At 60.4% G+C, this 20810-nt stretch carries 18 protein-coding genes; 7 read left to right on the forward strand and 11 right to left on the reverse strand.

Annotation, left to right across the window (positions count from 1 at the left end; translation table 11 throughout):
- The first annotated feature begins 132 nt into the window (after positions 1-132).
- Together GKIL_RS10250 and GKIL_RS24720 are read left to right on the forward strand one after the other, a co-directional pair.
- Complete coding sequence (locus tag GKIL_RS10250) at positions 133-2106, forward strand: hypothetical protein (RefSeq protein WP_023173486.1); 1974 nt, start codon at positions 133-135, stop codon at positions 2104-2106.
- An 8-nt stretch (positions 2107-2114) separates the two neighbouring features.
- On the forward strand, positions 2115-2507 hold the full coding sequence (locus GKIL_RS24720; RefSeq protein WP_144080371.1) for a hypothetical protein: 393 nt from the start codon (positions 2115-2117) through the stop codon (positions 2505-2507).
- 96 nt (positions 2508-2603) lie between these two features.
- Here GKIL_RS24720 and GKIL_RS10255 read toward each other — a convergent pair whose 3' ends face one another.
- On the reverse strand, positions 2604-3794 hold the full coding sequence (locus GKIL_RS10255) for a GNAT family N-acetyltransferase (protein ID WP_023173487.1): 1191 nt from the start codon (positions 3792-3794) through the stop codon (positions 2604-2606).
- A gap of 187 nt (positions 3795-3981) precedes the next feature.
- Here GKIL_RS10255 and GKIL_RS10260 point away from each other — a divergent pair, with 187 nt between their 5' ends.
- Positions 3982-5139 (forward strand): hypothetical protein, encoded by a 1158-nt coding sequence (locus GKIL_RS10260; protein ID WP_023173488.1) that lies wholly within the window; start codon positions 3982-3984, stop codon positions 5137-5139.
- A 134-nt stretch (positions 5140-5273) separates the two neighbouring features.
- Positions 5274-6449: a DNA double-strand break repair nuclease NurA gene (locus tag GKIL_RS10265; protein ID WP_023173489.1), complete on the forward strand. Its 1176-nt coding sequence runs from the start codon at positions 5274-5276 to the stop codon at positions 6447-6449.
- Between the two features lie 122 nt (positions 6450-6571).
- Here the strand turns inward: GKIL_RS10265 and GKIL_RS10270 are convergent, their stop codons facing one another.
- The 4 genes from GKIL_RS10270 to GKIL_RS10285 form a co-directional block, all read right to left on the reverse strand.
- A complete protein-coding gene (locus GKIL_RS10270) occupies positions 6572-7297 on the reverse strand; it encodes a CsbD family protein (protein ID WP_023173491.1) in 726 nt (241 codons plus the stop codon).
- 92 nt (positions 7298-7389) lie between these two features.
- Positions 7390-9183, reverse strand: coding sequence for an ABC transporter ATP-binding protein (locus tag GKIL_RS10275; RefSeq protein WP_187293913.1), 1794 nt, complete (start codon positions 9181-9183; stop codon positions 7390-7392).
- Positions 9184-9214: 31 nt separating this feature from the next.
- Positions 9215-10081, reverse strand: coding sequence for an ADP-ribosylglycohydrolase family protein (locus tag GKIL_RS10280; protein WP_023173493.1), 867 nt, complete (start codon positions 10079-10081; stop codon positions 9215-9217).
- Between the two features lie 10 nt (positions 10082-10091).
- Positions 10092-10376 (reverse strand): type II toxin-antitoxin system Phd/YefM family antitoxin, encoded by a 285-nt coding sequence (locus GKIL_RS10285; RefSeq protein ID WP_023173495.1) that lies wholly within the window; start codon positions 10374-10376, stop codon positions 10092-10094.
- Positions 10377-10581: 205 nt separating this feature from the next.
- On the opposite strand from GKIL_RS10285, the gene recG reads away from it, so the two are divergent.
- Positions 10582-13026 carry an ATP-dependent DNA helicase RecG gene (recG, locus tag GKIL_RS10290; RefSeq protein ID WP_023173496.1) on the forward strand — a complete coding sequence of 815 codons (2445 nt, stop codon included), beginning with the start codon at positions 10582-10584 and terminating at the stop codon, positions 13024-13026.
- A gap of 3 nt (positions 13027-13029) precedes the next feature.
- Here recG and GKIL_RS10295 read toward each other — a convergent pair whose 3' ends face one another.
- The 3 genes from GKIL_RS10295 to GKIL_RS10310 all read right to left on the reverse strand — a co-directional run bounded on the left by GKIL_RS10295 (position 13030) and on the right by GKIL_RS10310 (position 15019).
- On the reverse strand, positions 13030-13245 hold the full coding sequence (locus tag GKIL_RS10295; RefSeq protein WP_023173498.1) for a hypothetical protein: 216 nt from the start codon (positions 13243-13245) through the stop codon (positions 13030-13032).
- 180 nt (positions 13246-13425) lie between these two features.
- On the reverse strand, positions 13426-13956 hold the full coding sequence (locus GKIL_RS22605; protein WP_023173499.1) for a hypothetical protein: 531 nt from the start codon (positions 13954-13956) through the stop codon (positions 13426-13428).
- A gap of 349 nt (positions 13957-14305) precedes the next feature.
- The gene (locus GKIL_RS10310) at positions 14306-15019 is read right to left on the reverse strand and encodes a rhomboid family intramembrane serine protease (protein WP_023173501.1); all 714 of its coding nucleotides are present in this window, start codon (positions 15017-15019) and stop codon (positions 14306-14308) included.
- Between the two features lie 190 nt (positions 15020-15209).
- Between GKIL_RS10310 and dnaK the strand changes: the two genes are divergently transcribed.
- The gene (gene dnaK, locus GKIL_RS10315) at positions 15210-17108 is read left to right on the forward strand and encodes a molecular chaperone DnaK (protein WP_023173502.1); all 1899 of its coding nucleotides are present in this window, start codon (positions 15210-15212) and stop codon (positions 17106-17108) included.
- A gap of 94 nt (positions 17109-17202) precedes the next feature.
- Complete coding sequence (locus GKIL_RS10320; protein WP_023173503.1) at positions 17203-17739, forward strand: DUF4330 domain-containing protein; 537 nt, start codon at positions 17203-17205, stop codon at positions 17737-17739.
- A 7-nt stretch (positions 17740-17746) separates the two neighbouring features.
- On the opposite strand, the gene GKIL_RS10325 is transcribed toward GKIL_RS10320, so the two are convergent.
- The 3 genes from GKIL_RS10325 to GKIL_RS10335 form a co-directional block, all read right to left on the reverse strand.
- Positions 17747-18004 carry a ubiquitin carboxyl-terminal hydrolase 14 gene (locus tag GKIL_RS10325; protein ID WP_023173504.1) on the reverse strand — a complete coding sequence of 86 codons (258 nt, stop codon included), beginning with the start codon at positions 18002-18004 and terminating at the stop codon, positions 17747-17749.
- A gap of 11 nt (positions 18005-18015) precedes the next feature.
- Positions 18016-19974 carry an ATP-dependent DNA helicase gene (locus GKIL_RS10330; RefSeq protein ID WP_023173505.1) on the reverse strand — a complete coding sequence of 653 codons (1959 nt, stop codon included), beginning with the start codon at positions 19972-19974 and terminating at the stop codon, positions 18016-18018.
- Between the two features lie 68 nt (positions 19975-20042).
- Complete coding sequence (locus tag GKIL_RS10335; protein ID WP_041244627.1) at positions 20043-20747, reverse strand: DJ-1/PfpI family protein; 705 nt, start codon at positions 20745-20747, stop codon at positions 20043-20045.
- Positions 20748-20810: the final 63 nt, after the last annotated feature.

The raw sequence follows: 20810 nt of genomic DNA on the forward strand, positions 1-20810 counted from the left end.
GACTCTCAGCGCTCAATGATAGAGCGCGGGGCTTCCCGGCTAAGCACTAATAATTTTCCCCAAAAGTGGACTTGACGCTCTTGATTTGCCGCTGTACCTTCTGAGAAAGCAGCCCTTTGTCGCAGGTTTATCATGGACGAACAAGATTGCTCCTTCGACGACGAGCAGGACGACGCCAGCGGCGGCTTCGGCGATGAGCAAGATGAAGCAGAGATGAACGTGCAGGACGCGGCTGGGGAGCAAACCGACGAGAGCGAGAGCGGCGAATCGGATGAGCAAGCCCCAGATCCTTATGGCTATCTTGCCGAGCAATATGGTTACGGCGAGGAGACGATTGCCGACCAGCAGGGCTTCAGCAGCGATGACGACGGCTACGACCCTACACATGCTACCAACTTTCAGAATTTCAATGACGACTATGACCGGAGCGAAGGTGGCAATGTTTACGGAACTCAAGATGACAGCTTCGAGAACTCCGTTAATGGCTACACTCAGACTGGGAACAGCGACGGTTTTGCAACACTAGACGCGGGCTTTTTGAACTTTGGCGGTGACTATGTTCAAGCCAAAGGCAGAAACACTTTTGAGATGCAGGACACCGATATCCAGAATTTCAGTAGTAGTTATGATTGGAGCGAAAATGATAATACCTTCGGAATACAAGATAGCGACTTTCAGGACTCCAATGATGGCTACGCCAGGAGCGATGACAACAATGGTCTTGCATACCGACCTTCTCAAGAAGACGGGCAGGTAGACTTTAGCGATGATCCCAGTGTGGCTGGATTTGTCCGTGACTGGAGTTCTGAGACTACAGAACAGGAGCAGAACCTGATTCTCGCCATGCAGAATCAAAATGCATCGGATTTTGGCGAATGGGAATCAAGCCAAAAGCAAACCGATGAAACTAATCAGCCAATTGCCAGCAACATCAATGGCGATCGGGAACGAGCAGTACCAGGTGATTCTGGATATGACGAAGAAGCGTTCAGCCAAACATTCTTTGAGCAGAACAATGACCAGCGTGCATCTGGCACTATAGCTGACATTAACTCCCAACTCGGCTCTACTGGTTTTCTGGATGTAAGTAATAATGCAGAAAGTAACTTTGTAAATAGCGATAGTGAATCAGCCGAAGCTAGTGCATATGGTATGTTGCCTCCAGGTGCTCTAGCAATGAACACACCTGGATCACTTGCCACTAATTACAACGGCATAGTCACTGCAGCTGCAGACCCAATTGATAACGAGGGTGGCAATCCGGTTCAAATAGCAAGTGCCGGTATTCCCAAGGGCAAGAACACTGCAGTGGCTCCAGAAAATGGTCGAAGCGATGCATCCACGTCTGGCTCTACTAACGATTTGACCAATGGCCGAGGAGAAGTAACGCCCGATGCATCTGACACTGATGGCGGTGGAGAGAGCAATACAGGTAGAACTGGAAGCGGCGATGCTGGCAGCACTCCCAAAGGTGGTACTAGCACCGCACCTCCAATGACGCAGGGACTTCCTACGCGGGACGGTAGCAAGAAGACGCCTCTTCAGACAGGTCCAAACACAAGTGGTGAGTGCAAAGCTCAATATGACGAATACCAACGTTTATCAAAAGAGGAGCAGGCAGAAAAAGATCATAAAGAAGACCAGGAGCGCAACAAAATTCGCAACGTCGTAGTTAACACCTCAATTGCGTTCGGTAGTATAGCAGGGGTAAGCTTGGGTGGAGCAATTGGCGCTGCTGCTGGGGGATTTTTCGGTGCTGGAGAGGGCTCGCCCACAGGCCCGCCAGGAATGCTTGCTGGAGCAACTTGGCAGGCTGCCTCTGGGGCTAGCCTAGGTGGCGTGCTTGGCCTTGGTGCCGGAACCGTTGCAGGCAGTTGGGCGGGTGATACGGTAATGGACTTCTATGCTGATCAATGGGCAAAGGAGCGCTCGTGCGAGAAAACTGGTGACTATCCAGATTGGTACGAGCCTACCAGTCAAGAAATGGGGCAAGAGCCGCGACTCACACCAAGCGAAATAGAGCAGCGGGTGAAGGAGCGAGAGCAGCGAGCAAAAAGTGGCAAAGATCCTTACGATCCCAATGATCCGCAATCCTTCAATCAGTAGATTCGAGCATGGCTGACTTTTTTTCTTGGCTTCCTCCAGAACGGCTACCAAATACTATTGGTGCTGCGGCATTGGTTATATGTGCTGTCCAACTGGCCTACTTCCAAACTGGTAAAGCTTGGAGCAAGAAAGTCACTGTAGCCGCTGGTCTGATTGCAACTGTGGCATTGGGTTGGGGGTTATGGCTGAATCCGCTCGGATCAGCGTTTTTCTTTGGCATATTTGTTCTGGGATTGGCCGCCCTCTGGCCTCTCCATCGCCGAATATTTACTGGAGAGCTAAATCTGTTGACACTCCTCGGCTTTCCTAATAGATCCAAGATGAAGAGTGAACAAAACAGCACCTTGCACTCCACTTCCTCCAAATCTCCGGACAAGCTTTTACCACCCAGAGAGGGCTGAAGTGTAGAGGAATAGGCTGGTGCTTCACAGCTATGGCTTCTCGGTCTCCTGTGTCGTCCGGGCAGCAACTGAGGCTATCCAGAGCAGGATACAACACTAAAACTGGATCGCCGGTTCTGGCCGTTCTTTCATCGGCAGGTCGTTGTTGAGATCGTCGATGCCTTCGAGGGTGGCGCGGTTGGCCTGCTTGAGGTGGTCTTCGAGAATCTGGCGAAAGCGCGGATGGTAGATGCGGTGCAGGCTGTAGTTGGGAGTGGCGGCAAAACCCCGGCGCATCTTAAAGGACCCGCCCGCTCCCGGATCGAAGACGCGCACGCCCAGGCGAATCGCGCTCACCACCGGCTCGTAGTAGCAGGCGCTGAAGTGCAAGAACTTGATGTCCTCGGTGCAGCCCCAGTAGCGGCCATACATGTGCTCGCCCTTGCGCACGTTGAAGGACATGCCGACTATCTGGCCCTCGCGCTCGGCGGCGATAAAGACCGTGCGGTGGGCGAAGCATTCGCCGATGAGCTGAAAGAAGCGGCGGTTGAGGTACTTGCTGCTCCACATGAACTTGCTGCAGGTGTCGTCGTAGAGCCTGTACATCAGATCGAACATGCCGCTCGGAATCGCTTCGCCGGTGTAGGTATTGAAGGCAACGCCCTCGGCAGCGAGAGCGGCGCGCTCGCGGCGGATGTTGCGGCGCTGGTTGGCGTTAAAGCGCTCAAGGTACTCGTCGAAGTCGCGGTAGCCGCCGTTTACCCACTGGTAGTTGTGGGTGATCCGCTCCAGGCAGTCCTGCCGTTGAAAGCGCCCGCGCTCCGTTGGGGCGACGTACAGGAAGCTCGCACAGAGAATGCGGTTTTTGTGGGCAAATTCGTCGATCGCCCCTGTGATCCGGGCGGTCAGCTCGTCGGGATCTTCCTGGGGATGAACCAAAAAGCGGTAGCCGGTGGCCGGGGTAAAGGGCGTTGCTCCGAGCAGTTTTGGATAGTACCGCAGGCCCAGCCGAGAAGCGGCGTCGGCCCAGGCATGGTCGAAGACGAATTCGCCGTAGCTGTGGCCCTTTATATACAAGGGGGCCGCCCCCACCAGTTGTTTGCCGCGCCAGACCAATAGATGCACCGGCTGGATGCCCTCGCGGGGTGCCGCGCAACCGGCAAGTTCAAGACTTCTGAGCCACTCCCATTCAAGAAAAGGCAGGCCATCGGCCACCAGGGCATTCCAGCGCGCCCTATCGATGGCTTTGAGGGAATCGACCCACTGACAGGTGAGGTTGGTGGAGGACATCGGCAAGGTGCTGCGCAACGTTCTCCTTCATGTTAAGGGACATAACAGTGTTCCTCTGGGGCCAGGGGTGACTTTTCTGACGCTCAAGTTCTGACTTTTTTCTACCGACAGGCGACGCCGGGCTTTCTACCGTTTAGAAACCACCGGTGGCAGGCGCAAGAGAGCCCGCCTCCCGGTTCTTCCCGCTTTAGTTGGAGCAAGTGCTATGAAAAGTGTACAGATTCACTGGGGCATTGCCGCTCTCGGGTTCTGCCTGGCCACCGGCGGCGCGAGCGCCGCCCAGGCCCAGACCTGCAACGCCACCTGGCAGGTTGTCCCGAGCCCCGCTCTGCAGTCGGGCGGGACGCTTGCCGGGGTGACGGCGATCGCCGCCGACAACGTCTGGGCGGTCGGTTCGCGCAATACCACAAACGGCCTGCTAAGGACGCTCATCGAGCGCTGGAACGGCAGCCAGTGGGCAATCGTTCCCAGTCCCAACCCCCTCAACTTTTCGAGCGATCAAGATTTGCTGGCCGGTGTGGCAGCCGTCTCGGCCACCGATATCTGGGCTGTCGGCAGCCACATCATCAACGGCACCCAGTCCCAGGGACTTGCCCTGCACTGGAACGGCAGGCGCTGGAGCGTCGTGCCCACCCCGAGCACTACCCTCGGCAACGCCCTGGTAGGGATCACGGCCATCGCCACAAACAATGTCTGGGCGGTGGGAACGAACGGCAACGCCACCCTTGTCGAGCACTGGGACGGCAGCCAGTGGAGCATCGTCCCCAGCCGGAACGTACCGGGGGCGGAGGAGCAGATTCTCAAGGGGGTGACGGCGGTAGCAGCCAACGACATCTGGGCCGTCGGCTCTGTCGAGCCCCAGAGCGGTCCCACCCGTACCCTCACCGAGCACTGGGACGGCAGTCAGTGGAGCATCGTCCCCAGCCCGAACCCCGGAGCGCTCAACAACGTCCTCAACGGCACTGCTGCCATCGCCACAAACAACGTCTGGGCGGTGGGCTACGGCGACGGAGCGCCCGCCTTCGGCACCCTCACCGAACAGTGGAACGGCAGCCAGTGGCAGGTGATCCCCAGCGCCGACGCCAGTGGCCAGTTCAACATCCTGACGGCGGTGAACGCCCCCGCTGCCGACAATATCTGGACGGTGGGCTACACCCAGAACGTTGGCCTCAACCAGACCCTGAGCGAGCACTGGGACGGCAGCCAGTGGCAGGTGGTGCCGACGCCGAACGTCGGCACAGGCAACAATCAGTTGCTGGCCGTCACCAGCACCGGCACCAACATCTGGGCGGTGGGCTTCACCGGCAGCGGCACCTCTGCCCAGCCGCTCATCGCTTTGTTTTGCAACGGACAGTCTGGATGATGTCGGCAAGCCACCCCCACTTTGCGGCCATTTCTGCTGGTTTCCGCCCGAATGCAGGCTGGAGGCTTGCATTTAATAAATGAAGGAGGTAGGTTACTGATAACAACTGTCCACAAGCCCACATCTTGAGGCCCATGCTCGACTTCCTGAAAATCTCACGCCAGATGCAGGGCGTCGGTCGCCAGCTCGCTCAAGAAGCGGAGCGTTCCAGCCGCCGCATCGAAGAGGCACTGCGGCTGCTCGATTGGGTTCGTCAGAACCAGCAGGCGGTTGTCGAACGCACCGCCGAGGTGCGCAGCCGGATCACCTTCTTGATCGGTGCGCCGGTCGAACCCCTCGAAAGCATCCATCCGGTAGCGCCGATTGCCCCGGTCCATACCGTCGTTGCCACCGATGGCTCCCAGATTGCCCCGAGCCACCACGAGATCGCCTACTGCTCGCTCATCAACGTCGGAAAAGTCTGCCTGCACTACGGCACGGGAGCCCGGCCATTGCTCGACTCGCAGCCGGAGGTCTTTTATCGCGAAGAAGACCTCTACGGCAACTGGGGGCTGAGCGCCGAGGAGGCGCTCGCCATCCGCCGCTCGCGGGCTGAGACGGAGGTTCTGGCAGACCTGGCCCTCGACTGTACCGACGAGGGCGTACCGAGCGTCGCCTTAGTCGATGGTTCGCTCATCCACTGGCAGCTCGAACAGGTCAACAACAAACACCAGCGGGCAATTCTTGAGCCGGTACTCGCCGCCTGGGAGCGCTTGCGCCAGAAGCGCATTCCGCTGGCCGGCTACATCAGCTCCTCCCGCTCGGGCGATGCGCTAAATTTTTTGCGGCTCCAACTGTGTCCCCACCCCGATCCGGACTGTGACCGCCACTGCGCGGGCAACACGGGCCGGGGAGCGCCCTGCGGCCTGCTGCATGGCCTGAGCGACCGCCGGTTGCACGAGCGGCTTTTAGCACCGGGCGAGCGCTCGGCCCTGTGGGCGAGTACCTCCCGCATCCTCGAACACTATGGTCCGCACCGCGTCCACTTCTGCTATCTGCACACCGGCGCTGAGGTGGCCCGCGTCGAGATGCCCGAGTGGGTGGCCCTCGACAGCGAACTGCGCGAGCGGGTGCTGGGGGTGTGTCTCTCCCAGGTCGAAAAGGGCTACGGCTATCCGGTGGCCCTCGCCGAGGCCCATAACCGGGCGGTGGTGCAGGGGGGCGACCGGGCGCGCTTTTTTGCAATGCTCGAAACCGCCCTCTTCAAAGCTGGTCTGCAGGATGTGCGCGTCTCCCGCAAGGAAGCGCGCAAGCGCGGCAGCATCGCTTGATCGCAAGTTGCAAGCCAGTACGACAGCAACAGTGCCGCAATTAAAAAGAAAAGACCAGCCCGAGGCAGTTCCTCCGGCTGGTCCTTGGGTCCTATGCACGGTGCTGCGGAGCACCGGGCAATTTAGTAGTTGCGGTCGCGCAGATCGGCGTCAGACTGCTTGGCACGACCGGCGGCGATGTCGCCGGGGTCGTTGGTGACTTTGCCCCAGTTTTCCTGGGTGCTGCCCTGAACGCGCTCACCCAGGTTGCGGGCGCGCTCGCCGAGGCTGGGCCGGTTGCGGAAGCGAGCCGCATCGTAGCTGCCCACCGGAGCGTCGTAGACGCCGTAATCGCTGATGCCGTAGCCATTCAGGATGCTCTCGGCCTCGTTGATCTCGGTTTGATCGCCTTCGACGACCACCAGATAATCACCGCGCGCAACCGCCGCGTTGTACGCTTCGGCCCGCTCCTTGGGAATGCCCAGACCAACCAGGGCACCGACCAGGCCGCCAGCCGCCGCACCGATTGCACCGCCACTCAGAGTGGTCGCAATCGCTGTGCCGAGCGCACCGGCGGTCATCACCGGACCGATGCCGGGGATGGCCAGAGCGCCGATACCGACTAGAAGACCAGTCAGACCGCCAACGGCTGCACCGGCGGTGGCACCGGTTGCAGCGCCTTCACCGGCTCGGTTGCCGACGGTGTCCCTGACATCCGCACCAGCAATGTCTCCGCCATCCTCGTGTCTGGAGATCACAGAGACATCGTTCATATCAAAACCGGAGTCGCGCAGCCTGGTGAGTGCCTGTTCCGCCTGAGCGCGGTTCGGAAAAGTACCGATGGCGCGACGAATTGTTGTGTCAGCCATATGTGTTTGCCTGTCTCGTTATGAGGGTCATTTGCACTGTAAGAAATGCAGGGGTAAAGTCCCTCCCCCCCAGGGCAGGCATCTACGCCGTCCTAGACGCGGTAGCCCTCCGCCTGAAGGGAGAACAGCTCGGCGTAGCGCCCGTTGCGGGCGATCAATTCCTGGTGCGATCCCTGCTCAAGAATCCGGCCCCCTTCAAGAACAACAATCCGATCTGCCGAGATCACCGTCGAGAAGCGGTGGGAGATAAGAAGAGCGATCTTGCCCTGGCGCAGATCGCGAAACTTGCGAAAGACCTCGTGCTCGGCGCGGGCGTCGAGGGCGGCGGTCGGTTCGTCGAGTACCAGCACCGGTGCGTCGCGCATGTAGGCGCGGGCGAGGGCAATCTTCTGCCACTGCCCGCCGGAGAGATCCTGGCCCTCGCGGAACCACTTGCCGAGCATCGTCTGATAGCCTTTGTCGAGTCTGGAGATCACGGCGTCCGCCCCGCCCCAACCGGCGGCGGTCTCGATGCGCTCGTCGTCGGCCAATTCTCCTACCCGGCCATAGCCGATGTTGTCGCGGGCGGTGGCGTGGAAGCGCACAAAATCCTGAAAGATGACGCCGATGAGTTCGCGTAGGTGAGCAGGGTCGTACTCGCGCAGATCTTTGCCGTCGAGCAAGATCCGCCCCCCGGTCGGTTCATAGAGCCGCGTGAGCAGCTTCACCAGGGTCGTCTTGCCCGAGCCGTTCTCGCCCACCAGCGCTACAGTTTCGCCCGGCGTCAGTTCAAAGCTGACGCCGCTCAGCACATCGCGCTCCGCCCCCGGATAGCGGAAACTGACGTTCTCGAAGCGGATGCCCTGCTCGATCTGCTCAGGGATTGCCGCCGGAATCGAGCTTGTCGGCAGACGGGCTTCGAGGTCGAGAAACTTGAACAGATCGTCGATGTACAGAAAGTTCTTGTAGAGGCTGGCCCCGCCCCTGGTAAACGATTGCAGCTGGTTGTTGAGCTGCAGGACCGCCCCGGCGTAGAGCGTCAGATCCCCGATCGTGAGCAACCGCCTCAGAGCCAGCCAGATGAGATAGCCGTAGAGCCCGACGTAACCGATAGAACTGGCAACGCTGCTTGCGATCCGGGCTCCGCCCTTGCGCAGAGCGAGATCCACCGTTTCTTTATGCACCCTCGCAAACAGGGCGCGGTAGCTCTCGATAAAGTACGGCCCGAGGTTAAAGAGCTTGATCTCCTTGGCGGCCTGGTCCGTTCCCATCAGCGACTGGATATAGCTCATCTGCCGGGCCTCGGGGGTGCGGGCGTTGACCAGCAGGTAGCCCGTGCGCACAAAGCGCAGCGTGGAGACGACCAGCGGAATCGCAGTAAGCAGCAGCACCGGCACGACAAAGAAGCCCAGCCGCGAGAGCAGCACCGCGAGGGAGGAGATGGCGATTGCCCCCTCCACGAGATTTAAGAGCTGACTCAAAAGCCCCAGAGGCCGATAACCCGCCTCGCGCTGGGCGCGCTGCAGCATGTCGTAGAACTTCGGATCCTCGAAGTAGGCCAGTTCCAGCTCGTCCGCCTTGCGCAGGATCTGCTCGTTGATTTCAAACGTCAGCTTCTCGCCGAAGACTTCTTCGAGCATCGAGTTGCCCATCTGCGCCGCCGCCGAGAGCACGAGCAAGCCCAGTTCTACGCCCACCAGAGCGAAGGCCCGGCCCGTGAACACTTCACCGTCCGCTCGGGAGGCGGCCACCACCACCGTATCGATGATGAGCTTGCCCACGAACAGTTGGACAGCAGGCAGAATGCCGCTCAGCAGCGTCAGGCCAAACAAACCCAGACAGGAGGACGGACCACTCTGCCAGAGCAGTCCGGCGATGCGGCGCAGGCGATTGACTATAGCAGACAAAGAAGAAAAGCCGACCACTCCTCTATTGTCGTCAACCGGTAATCAGGCGGCCAGCTACCCATTCTTCCAGTCCGACCAGTGCCTCGCGGGCGGCCAGCCACTCTGCCGGAATCGGTGCCGCCAGAGCAACGATACCGCCGACGATCGCACAGGTTGTATCGCCGTCCTCCAGTCCAGCGATCGTCGTCCAGAGCGCTTCTTCGAAATTATCCAGATGGTGCGCTGCACACCAGAGACAATAAGGCACCGTGTCCTGGGCCGAAATCTGACGACCGGTACCTAGAACGGCAACCGCCTGCGCGTGTTCTTCAGGTGCAATGTGTAAAGCTTTTTCGATGCCATCGAGGACTGCCCCTGCTGGTACATACGGACACACCGCTTCCAAAAATTCCCGGCCTACAGGCGGAGCAGGTTGAGCGGCGAGAGCCGCCGCCACCGCCACCGCTGCCGCCCCAGCCTGGCCCTCCGGATGGGCGTGGGTGACTGTGGCAGAAAGTATCGCTTCAGCGGCAGCACAGGAGAGATCGTCGCTGAAGTACGCCCCAATCGGAGTCGCCCGCATCGCCGCGCCGTTGCCCCAGGAGCCGTTTGCAAAAACAGCAGTCGTCAATTCCTGCCAGGGGCGGCTGCCTACCTGCTCCAGCAGCTTGCGCACCCCCAGACCGTAGGCGCGATGGGGATCTTCGGCGTAGCGGCGGGCAAAGGCGGCAATCAAACTGTCCTGATCGATCCGGCCATGCATCGCCAGATTTTCGACCACCGAAAGGGTCATATGGGTATCGTCGGACCAGCGCCAGGTCGCCGCCGGAAGTGTGCGACTGACCAGCAACTCGGGCCTGAGCAGGATACGCATTCCAAAGGCGTCGCCCACGGATGTGCCGTCCAGACTGCGCCGCATCTTTTGAAATTTATCTATCTTCGATCCCATCATTTCGGCACCAGTCCGTAGTTGATTGAAGCGTCGGCTCGAACAGCTCGACAAGTTCTGCTTCGCTCAGGCCCGTCTCCGTACTTACCTGTTCCACCTGGGCGGCAAGACGACGAGCCAGCTCTGCAACTTTCTGAGGATCCGGAGATTTGACAGGCACATACACCCCAATCAACCGACCGTGGCTCTGGATACCCAGAACTTCGCCAGCCGCCAGGTGCTGACTGGCCCGATCTCGAAACTCCCGCACGCCAAGGAATTTCATTGTTCTCTCTTTATGACCACTTGTGACCACATTTTAGCCTGCTACCAGAGTTTGGCACCATCCGCTCGCAGACTGTGGTCATCACGGATGCACGAACCGGAAGTGTTTGGCCGCAGCCGGAGCGATCGAATCGTGATTTGTTAGAGCACTGTGCTTTGACGCTAGCCGTGGCGCACCAGAAAATTCCCGGCACTACAATAAGGCTGTGCCGGAAGTACAGGAGCTGAGCGAGCTGTTGCAGCGCCTCCACCGCGCCCTGGCGGCGGAGGCGGATCGTGGTTTCGGCAACATCCGGGGCAACCGGCAGTATTTTTCAGAATTTTTGAGCGCGGCCCTGAGCGAACCGCCCACCGGCATCGCTGGGGCGGACGAGCAGCGGCGCTGGCAGGATCTGGGTAAAAAGTTCGAGCGCTACGGAGAACTGGAAGCAGGAGCGAGGGCGCATCTGGTGGCCGAGACCCGCCGCTTTTTGCACCGGCTGCGCCGCTCGCTGGAGCCACCGCCAGTCCCAAAAAGCAACGGTCGCAACTCCAGAAGCCAGCCGCCGCCAAAGCCGGAGGTGCTGGAGCAGCCGGTTTCGACTCTCAAGGGCATCGGTCCCAAACTGGCGGCCCAACTGGAGAAATTGGGCCTCACGACGATCGGCGCGGTGCTGCGCTACTTTCCCCGCGACTACCTCGATTACACCAACCGCACGACGATCAAGACCTGCGAGGTGGGCCAGACGGTGACGATCGTCGCCCAGGTGCGCCGGGCCAGTTGCTTTACCAGTCCCCGCAACCACAAGCTTGCAGTCTTCAGCCTGACGCTGGGCGACGGCACGGGCCAGATGCAGCTTTCGCAGTTTTTTGCCGGATCGCGCTTTACCAACCGGGGCTGGCAGGAGGGCCAGCTGAAGCGCTTTCCGCGCGGGGCTACGGTCGCCGCCAGCGGCCTCGTGCGCCGGGGCAAGGCGGGCCTGACGCTGCACGAACCCCAGCTGGAGGTGCTGGACGAAGAAGAAAGTACCGATCACCTGCGGCGGATCGTGCCGGTCTATCCGCTGGTCGAAGGGGTAGGAGCCGGAGTGGTGCGTCGGGCGGTAACGGCTGCCCTTCCTTTTGCCGACGCCCTCGTAGATCCGCTGCCCGCCTCCATCCGCACGAGTGCCGGCTTGATGGAGACAGCGGAGGCGATCCGGGCGGTTCACTACCCCGAAAGTCTTGAGCAAAAGACAGCAGCCCGGCGGCGGCTCGTCTTCGACGAATTTTTCTTTTTGCAACTGGGATTGTTGCAGCGGCGGTGGCGGCAAAAAAAGCGCAGCGAGGGCATCGCCTTTCGCACCCAGGGAGAACTGATCGAGCAGTTTTATGGGTTGCTACCCTTTGCCCTCACCGGCGCGCAGAAGCGAGTCGTCCAGGAGGTGCTCACAGATCTGGCAAGCCCCGAGCCGATGAACCGACTGGTGCAGGGCGATGTCGGCTCAGGCAAGACGGTGATCGCCGTAATTGCGATGCTCGCCGCCATTCAATCGGGCTATCAGACGGCTTTGATGGCTCCGACCGAGGTGCTTGCCGAGCAGCACTACCAGAAACTGGTCCAGTGGTTCGCCCAGCTGCACCTGCCGGTGGAACTGATCACCGGTTCGGTGCGGGCCACCCGCAGGCGCGAGGTGCTCCGGCAGTTGGCCACCGGCGAGTTGCGCGTCGTGGTTGGCACCCACGCCCTGATTCAAGACGGGGTGCAGTTTGCCAACCTCGGCCTGGCAGTGATCGACGAGCAGCACCGCTTTGGCGTCAACCAGCGCGCCCGCCTGCAAAACAAGGGCCGCAACCCGGATGTGCTCACGATGACGGCCACACCGATCCCCCGCACGCTTGCACTCACGCTGCACGGCGACCTCGACGTGTCGCAGGTGGACGAGTTGCCGCCGGGCCGCAAGCCCATCCGCACGACGGTGGTCACCCCCGCCGAGCGCAGCGCTGTCATCGAACTCATCCGCCGTCAGGTGCTCGAAGGCCGCCAGGTCTACGTCGTGCTGCCGCTCATCGAGGAGTCCGAAAAAAGTGACCTGCGCTCCGCCTTTGAAGAACACGAGCGCCTCAAAGAAAAAGTCTTTCCAGAATTTCGGGTGGGCCTCCTGCACGGACGGCTCAAATCCGAACAGAAGGAGGAGGTGATCACTGCCTTTCGCGCCCACACCCTCGATATTCTCGTCTCGACGACGGTAGTCGAGGTGGGCGTCGATGTACCGAACGCCTCGCTCATGCTCATCGAACACGCCGAGCGCTTTGGCCTGGCGCAGTTGCACCAGTTGCGCGGGCGGGTAGGCCGGGGAGCGAGCCAGAGCTTTTGCCTGTTGATGAGCGCTTCTAAAAGTGAGGCGGCCCTGCAGCGGTTGAAGGTGCTCGAACAATCCACCGACGGCTTCTTTATCGCCGAGATGGATCTGCGGCTGCGGGGGCCGGGCGAGGTGATTGGCACCCGCCAGTCCGGACTGCCGGACATGGTGCTCAGCTCACTGATCGAAGATCAAGAGACGCTCGAACGATCCCGCCATGAAGCCCAGGCGCTTATCGAACGCGATCCGGAGTTGACGAGCTTCCCCCTCCTGCGCACCGAGTTGGGTAGCAGGCTGGATCGGCTGATGGACGGGGCAATTTTGACTTAAAGCTCAGCGCGCCTCGGCCAACGGGCGCTGGTCGAGCTGAATCTGGCGGTGAGAGGCACTCTCCAGCTGCTGCCAGAGCCCGACATCACAGATTTTGAGCTGTTGCTCGGCGAGCACCTCAGCCATCACCTCGGGCAATTCGACGCCTGCATTCGTCTGGCAGTGCAGTTCGTAGCGATTGGCAATGCGGCTCGCCAGCGGCTCCATCCAGCTGTTCATCGACCGTCCTCAGGGTATATGGGGCGTTTGTTCTTCCATTGTGATGAGCGGGGATCAAGTTGTCCAGTATAAATACTTACCGTTTTTGAATTTCCCGTTTGTCCGTCGATTTTGGGTGTTGCCGAGCAAAAAGGGCCGAGGAAGCTCCCCAGCCCAGGACGATCGAACAGGTCCGGCCACTCAGCTCTGGCCTTCGCTCTCGCTGTAGGGGCAAAAGCTCGGACAACTGTCTTCGTAGCGCGGATTGTACTTGCCGCAGATATAGCAGCGCTGCACCTCGCTGCCGCGCTCTTTGGCACTGCGGTAGATGCGGCCCGCCAGATCTCTCAGGGGCAGATTTTTGGTGTCCACAGCGTCCGAGCGCTCGATCGCCTCGACGGCGGTATAGATTTCATCGAGGCTTTTGCCCTCCATGTATCCGGCGAGAACAACCTGACGAAACTGGGTGCGGAAGATACGCTCGTCCTCGCTTTCTTGATCGTGCAAAAAGTCAAAATCTTCCAGCTCGACGTTGGGAGCTTGCTCCCTTGCAAATTCAACTGCAGCCTTCTCTTCCTCAGCTTTTTCTTTTGCCATCACATCCGGGGAGACGTTCGGCTGCGCTGGCCCGGTGCCACTGAGATCGAGGTCAATCTTATCGATATCAGGGGCGTACTTTTCGAGGATTTTTTGTTTGTCTTTTTCTTGTTCAGAAGGCGGTTCGACACTCATTGCGGCAATTTCCTGTCTCGCTTTCTAAACAGTACCCTGGGCCATGGATCCCTTCCTCTACCCAGGGGAAGACATGCCCATACCGAGTCTATTTAGTAACCAGAAGACCTGATCCCCGGCCCCTCACCCCTCACCCCCAGCCCCTCTCCCACGAGGGGAGAGGGGAGAATGACAACTCTGGCACTAACTTCACCCATCCCGCCTGCCGCTGCTCCTGCCAGACTCCGTGATTGTCCTCGCTTATCCCCTCCGCAGCCCAGTTACAGTGAACCCCCCTTGCCTCTCCTGTCCCGGCGGGGGCAGGAGGGGGAAAGGGGGGCAGGGGGGTATGGGGAGGTGGGGGACGGTCCTAGTAGCGGTTATAAGGGTCCCCATCGCGGGCAAAAACATTGACCAGTACTGCCCCGACGATAAATCCGGCGGCGTGGGCCAGGTAGGCGACGCCCCCTTTGTCCATGTGAGGAACGTTGCGCACACTTAGAGCCGCGACACTGCTAAGGGCCTGCTGTACGAACCAGAAGCCGATAAACCAGATGGCCGGAATGCGAAAGGGAATCGGAATGAAGCCCAGGGGAAAGATCGCCTGCACCGGGGCGCGGGGAAACTTGACGATATAGGCTCCGAGCACACCGGCAATCGCTCCACTTGCGCCGAGGGAGGCAATAGACGAAGTGGGTTCGAGGTAGGTCTGGGCAAGAATCGATACCACCCCACAGAGGAGGTAAAAGATCAAGTAACCCACAGGCCCCATACGGTCCTCGACGTTGTCGCCAAAGATCCACAGGTAGAGCATGTTGCCCGCGATGTGCAAAAATCCGCCGTGCAAAAACATCGCCGTGATCAGCGGCAGCAACAAACCCACGTCATTGAGCTGGCCGTGGAGGACCGCCCCGATTATCGGCGTCAATTTTGCCGGTACGGCGGCGTAGTGGTTGATAAAGCTTTCGAGCTGCTTGTCGTCGAGGGTGATCTCGTAAATAAAGACAAGGATATTGGCCAGGATCAGGCCGTAGTTCACCCAGGGAACGCGATAGCCGCGATTCTCATCCCAGATGGGGACCATCTTTATTCAACCGCTTGAAACTCCAGAACGATTCTAGAGCCTGACTTGCATGGCAGTAGCCCGCCCTGGGGCAGGTGCAGAGGTACGGGAATTACGCCATCGAGCCTGCGGACGACCGCACCCGGTCCGTCCAGCAAGCCGGATACGGTAGGGAGAGATCCAGGGAAGACATGCCCCTTAAGGAGAGGTCATGGGAAAAATTGTCGGCATTGACTTGGGCACGACCAACTCGGTAGTTGCCGTTCTCGAAGGTGGACAGCCTACCGTAATCGCCAACGCGGAGGGTGCGCGCACCACGCCATCGGTGGTTGCCTTCACCAAAAACCACGATCGGCTGGTTGGCCAGCTGGCCCGCCGTCAGGCTGTTCTCAACCCCGAAAACACTTTTTATTCTGTCAAGCGCTTCATCGGTCGCAAGTACGACGAGATCACCGACGAAGCCAAGCAGGTTGCCTACCGCGTCGTGCGCGACGGCAGCAACGTCAAGCTCCATAGCTCCAACGAAGACAAAGATTTTGCCCCCGAGGAAATTTCCGCTCAGGTGCTGCGCAAGCTGGTCGATGATGCCAGCAAGTACCTGGGTGAGAAGGTAACCGAGGCGGTGATTACCGTTCCGGCTTACTTCAACGACTCCCAGCGTCAGGCGACCAAGGACGCAGGCCGGATCGCCGGGATCGAGGTCAAGCGGATCATCAACGAACCGACGGCGGCTGCCCTCGCCTACGGCCTCGATAAAAAGTCCAACGAGACGATCCTCGTCTTCGACCTGGGTGGCGGCACCTTCGACGTGTCGATTCTTGAGGTGGGCGACGGCGTGTTCGAGGTCAAATCCACCGCCGGTGACACCCACCTGGGCGGCGACGACTTCGACAGGCGGATTGTCGATTATCTGGCCGAAGAATTCAAAAAGCTCGAAGGCGTCGATCTGCGCACCGACCGTCAGGCGCTCCAGCGCCTCACCGAAGCGGCTGAGAAGGCAAAGATCGAGCTGTCGGGCGTGACCCAGACCCAGATCAACCTGCCTTTTATCACCGCCGGTGCCGACGGTGCCAAGCACCTCGACATGAGCCTCACCCGCGCCAAGTTCGAGAGCCTCTGCGCCGATCTGCTCCGCCGCGTCGAGCTGCCGGTCGAGCAGGCGTTGCGCGACGCCAAGCTCTCCAAGAGCGAGATCAACGAGGTGGTGCTGGTGGGCGGTTCTACCCGCATCCCAGCCGTGCAGGAACTGGTCAAGCGGCTGATCGGCAAGGAGCCCAACCAGAGCGTCAACCCCGACGAGGTGGTGGCGGTCGGTGCGGCGATCCAGGCCGGTGTGCTCAGAGGTGAAGTGCGCGACGTGGTGCTGCTCGATGTCACCCCGCTCACCCTCTGCGTCGAGACCCTGGGCGGCGTCGCTACCCCGATGGTCCCCCGCAACACGACCATCCCGACCCGCAAGTCCGAAGTCTTCTCGACCGCCGCTGACGGCCAGACCTCCGTCGAGATCCACGTCCTGCAGGGCGAGCGCTCGATGGCCAACGACAACAAGAGCCTGGGCCGCTTCCGGCTCGACGGCATCCCGCCTGCGCCCCGTGGCGTGCCCCAGGTCGAAGTCACCTTCGACATCGACGCCAACGGCATCTTGAGCGTCACCGCCAAGGACAAGGCGAGCAGCAAGGCCCAGACGATCAGCATCACCGGCGCTTCGACCCTTTCAAAGGACGACGTCGAGAAGATGGTCAAAGAAGCCGAGACCTTCTCCACCGAGGACAAGAAGCGCCGCGAGGCGGTCGATCTCAAAAATGAGGCCGACTCGCTCGCCTACCAGGCCGAGCGCCAGCTCGAAGAGTTCAAGGACAAAGTCCCCAGCTCCGACCGCAGCAAGATCGAAGGGCTGATCAAAGACCTGCGCGACGCCCTCGCCCGCGAGGACATGGACAAAGTTGCCAGTTACAAAGCTGACCTCCAGCAGGCCGTCTACGACCTGAGCGGCAAGCTCTACCAGGGTTCGGCCCCGAGTGGAGCAGCGGACGGCGACGGCGGCAGCAGTTCCGACCGCAGCTCCGGCGGCGACGATGTGATCGACGCCGAGTTCACCGAGACCAAGTAATCAACAGCTGTTTCTTCCTGTAGGTACCCGTGCGGCCAGCCCCGCACGGGTATTTTTTGTGTGCTACGATGCGCGCGAACCGCAAGGAAGTGAGATGGCGCTGATCGATCCGGAGGGCAGACTGTTCGGCAAAGTGAACATCATCGATGCAGTGGTGGTGACAGCAATTGTCATCGCGATCTTTGCCTACGTCCTCTCGCGCGGCAGTGGCAAAGCGGAGGTGGCCCAGGCGGGCAATCAGCCGGTCGAAGTGGACATGCTCATCCGCAACCTGAGCATCGGCGATCCCAAAGTCTTTGCGATCGGCAAGGAGACCCAGGTGGTGATCCGCAACCAGCCTGCCGGGTCACTCACGATCGGCAAAGTCAAGGTGATCCCCCATCTCATCCCGGTGGTCGTCAATTCCAGGATCGAGAACATTCCCGACCCGGCGGATCCCTACGGACGGGACTACCTCGTGACGCTACTGGGCACCGCCAGCACCACCGACGATGGGCTGATCATCGGTCGGGTCAAAGCCAAGATCGGCACCCCAATCGAGATCGAAGGCTTCAAGTACGTTCTTAAAGGCGGCATCGTCGATGTGCGTCTTGCCCCGCCCAAATCGGCAGGGGCCGGCAGTACGCCCTGAGTTTTTGCTACACGTAGCTATTGTCGATATAGCACCAGCGCCAGTCCTCGCCGGGCTCGAAGGACTGGACGATCGGGTGGGTGGTGCTGCGAAAGTGTTTTGTGGCGTGCTTGTTCGGACTGGAATCGCAGCAGCCCACGTGTCCGCAGCTCAGGCACAGCCGCAGGTGGACCCAGCGGCTGCCCATCTGCAGGCACTCCTCGCAGCCTTTCGCACTCGGGGTGACCTGGTGGATCTGTTCGGTGTGTTGGCACTTTTTGCTCATCGAGCGCTCCTTTAGATTCCAAGACCGAAGTCCTGCACGCACAGCTCGTCCCCCTCGATTGTCACTCCACTTCCGGCGGGTGGAATAAACCTGCGAAAGATTTCGGTGTCGAACTGGCGAAGAACGCGCATCGGCGGCAGTGCCTTCAAGATCGTGTGGCCATATCCTTTGCGGCCCATGCGCGGATCGAGGATGGCGACGACGCCCTGGTCGGTGCGGGTGCGGATGAGGCGACCGGCCCCCTGCTTGAGCCGCAACTGGGCGTGGGGCAAAGCGAGCTTTTCAAACCAGGCCCACCGCTCGCCGGTGGCACGGACGATCTGCTCGCAGCGGGCGTCGTAGACAATATCGCCGGGCGATTGAAACGGAATGCGATCGATAATCACCAGACTCAGCTGCGGCCCCTCGACACTCACGCCCTCCCAGAAGCTGGCGGTGGCAAAGAGCACCGGATTTTTGGCGGTGCGGAACCATTCGATGAGGCGGCGCTTGGGCATCTGCTCCTGGTGGCAGGCGGGCCACAGGAGCTTTGCCTCCAGCAGGTTGTATACCTGCTTCATCTGCTGGACGCTGGTGAAGAGTACGAAGGCGCGGCCCTCGGAAAAATTGACCAGCTTCTCGATTTCACCGGCGATGGCAGCGGTGTAAGCGGCGTCGTTCGGATCCGGCAGATGGGTGGGTAGATATAGTAGCGCCTGCTCCGAAAAATCGAAGGGGCTGGCAAAGATCAGTTCCTGGGCCGTGTTCGGGGGCAGGCCCACCTGGCGGCGAAAATAATCGAAGGGGTCGTTGCCGCCGGTGCTGAGGGTGGCAGACATCCAGACTGTCGTCGGTCCTTCTTCTAAGTTGCTGAACCACTGGCTGAGGGGCGGGGCGACATCGAGGGGCGTGCAGTTGAGCGTCACGTTCACCGCCCCGCTGCGCGTCGTCTGGTACTCGATCCAGTTGACCCAGCTTTCACCCGGATCCGCCAGCACCCGCAGGTTGCCCTCGTAGCCGGTAAGCGTCTCCACCAGCCGGTCGCGGCGCATCCGGCTGACATTCGCTTCCAGGCTGTCGTCGCTTCCCAAATCCAGCGCTTTGAGCGCCTGCAACAGCCGCACCAGGGCGGAGGCCAGATCGTCCGCCAGGACCGGATCGATGTTGTAGCGCCGCGTCTGCTGGGAACCGGAAAGCAGCGTCTCAAAGAAGAAATTGCTCGTCGCCTCCGCCTGCGAGAGCGCCACGCCGATGAGCGGAAACTGCTTTTTGATCCGGCCCAGCGTCCGCCCGACGCCAAAATTGCTCAAAGCGAGCGTCAGCGCCCGGCTGGCGTACTCGGCAAATTGGTGGGCTTCATCGATGACGAGCAGATCAAAATCCGGCAGGATCTGGCCGTGGCTTGCCCGGTCGATAAGCAGCAGGGCGTGATTGGTAATCAACAGCTGCGCCTGGGCGAGGGAGCGGCGCGACTCAAAATAAAAGCAACTGTCGAAGTGGGGGCACTTCTCCCGCAGGCAGTCGTCCTTGTCGGAGCGAATATCTTCCCAGATGTCCGCCGGGGGGCTGGTGGGCAGATCCGCCAGATCGCCTGTGGTGGTGTCCTCGTACCACTCCCGCAGCCAGGTAATACCGGGAGCGAGAAGCGACTCTCCCCAGCGCCGCTTCGAGACGTAGTGGCTGCGCCCCTTGACCAGCCGCGCCTGAAAGCGGACGGGCAGTGCCCGCTGCAACAGCGGAATGTCCTTATATAAATACTGCTCCTGCAGGGCGATCGTCGCCGTCGAGATCACCACCCGCTTGCCGCTCAAGATAGCCGGAATGAGAGCACTGAAGCTCTTGCCGGTACCCGTTCCCGCCTCCGCCACCACCGGCATCCGCTCGGCAAAACCGCGCTCGATCGCCCGCGCCATGTCCAGCTGCGCCTGCCGCACCTCGTAGTTGGGCAGAATGCGCGCTACGGCATCGAAGGCATCGCTGAGGGTGAGCATTGTCTCAGTTTGACACTCCTCACCCTTAATGTGGTGCTCTTCGTCTGAGGACAGGTGCCCGTTATTTTCTAAACGTCGATACCAAGACCGGCAGCGATTCGCCGCGCCGTCCGCTCCCGCCGGGCAGTGATGTCCTGCACAGCCTGCCGCGCCTGCTCCAGTATTGGAGCGGGAGCGGTTTCGGGGGAGCCGCTGTTAAAGGGCGGCTCAGGCGCATAGGCAATACCGAGTTGAATGAGCTGGGCCGCCTCGCTGCCGCGCAGCTCAGCCGCCAGCCGCAGGGCACCGTCGATTCCGGCGGTGACACCGGCGGCGAACACCCAATTGCCGTCTACTACCACCCTCTCGTTTACCGGGATGGCACCAAAAAATGGCAACAGGTGAAACGAAGCCCAGTGCGTCGTCGCCCGGCGGCCCATCAATAGACCCGCCGCACCGCAGAGCAGGGCACCGGTGCAGACGGAGAAGACGCTGAGCGCGCCCGCCGCCTGCTGCCGTATCCAGCCCAGCACCTCGTCGTTGTCCATCAAAGCTTCCTGACCAAAGCCGCCGGGAATGTGTAGAACGTCGAGTTGGGGCGCATCGGCCAGAGTCGCATCTGGGACGAGGCGCAGTCCTTTAAGATCGCGAACCGGCTCAGCCGTTCTGGCATAAATCTTGTAAGTCGAATTTGGCAGGCGCGACAGCACCTCGAACGGTCCTGTAAGGTCAATCTGGTCCAGCCCCTCAAAAAGCAGGGAGCCGATCTGCAGGTGGGTGTCGTCGGGAATCACAGACATCTTGGAGGCAAATATTAGAAGAACCAGACAACTTCACATTACAGCGATCTGCATCGA

Origin of the sequence: Gloeobacter kilaueensis JS1 (assembly GCF_000484535.1) — a bacterium.
GTDB lineage: Bacteria > Cyanobacteriota > Cyanobacteriia > Gloeobacterales > Gloeobacteraceae > Gloeobacter > Gloeobacter kilaueensis.

What these genes read in the sequence shown, in the direction of transcription:
- GKIL_RS10250 (WP_023173486.1), top strand. Translation starts at nt 133, where the DNA reads ATGGACGAACAAGATTGCTCCTTCGACGACGAGCAGGACGACGCCAGC.
- GKIL_RS24720 (WP_144080371.1), top strand. Translation starts at nt 2,115, where the DNA reads ATGGCTGACTTTTTTTCTTGGCTTCCTCCAGAACGGCTACCAAATACT.
- GKIL_RS10260 (WP_023173488.1), top strand. Translation starts at nt 3,982, where the DNA reads ATGAAAAGTGTACAGATTCACTGGGGCATTGCCGCTCTCGGGTTCTGC.
- GKIL_RS10265 (WP_023173489.1), top strand. Translation starts at nt 5,274, where the DNA reads ATGCTCGACTTCCTGAAAATCTCACGCCAGATGCAGGGCGTCGGTCGC.
- GKIL_RS10270 (WP_023173491.1), bottom strand. Translation starts at nt 7,297, where the DNA reads ATGGCTGACACAACAATTCGTCGCGCCATCGGTACTTTTCCGAACCGC.
- GKIL_RS10280 (WP_023173493.1), bottom strand. Translation starts at nt 10,081, where the DNA reads ATGCGGCGCAGTCTGGACGGCACATCCGTGGGCGACGCCTTTGGAATG.
- GKIL_RS10285 (WP_023173495.1), bottom strand. Translation starts at nt 10,376, where the DNA reads ATGAAATTCCTTGGCGTGCGGGAGTTTCGAGATCGGGCCAGTCAGCAC.
- GKIL_RS10295 (WP_023173498.1), bottom strand. Translation starts at nt 13,245, where the DNA reads ATGAACAGCTGGATGGAGCCGCTGGCGAGCCGCATTGCCAATCGCTAC.
- GKIL_RS22605 (WP_023173499.1), bottom strand. Translation starts at nt 13,956, where the DNA reads ATGAGTGTCGAACCGCCTTCTGAACAAGAAAAAGACAAACAAAAAATC.
- GKIL_RS10310 (WP_023173501.1), bottom strand. Translation starts at nt 15,019, where the DNA reads ATGGTCCCCATCTGGGATGAGAATCGCGGCTATCGCGTTCCCTGGGTG.
- dnaK (WP_023173502.1), top strand. Translation starts at nt 15,210, where the DNA reads ATGGGAAAAATTGTCGGCATTGACTTGGGCACGACCAACTCGGTAGTT.
- GKIL_RS10320 (WP_023173503.1), top strand. Translation starts at nt 17,203, where the DNA reads ATGGCGCTGATCGATCCGGAGGGCAGACTGTTCGGCAAAGTGAACATC.
- GKIL_RS10325 (WP_023173504.1), bottom strand. Translation starts at nt 18,004, where the DNA reads ATGAGCAAAAAGTGCCAACACACCGAACAGATCCACCAGGTCACCCCG.
- GKIL_RS10330 (WP_023173505.1), bottom strand. Translation starts at nt 19,974, where the DNA reads ATGCTCACCCTCAGCGATGCCTTCGATGCCGTAGCGCGCATTCTGCCC.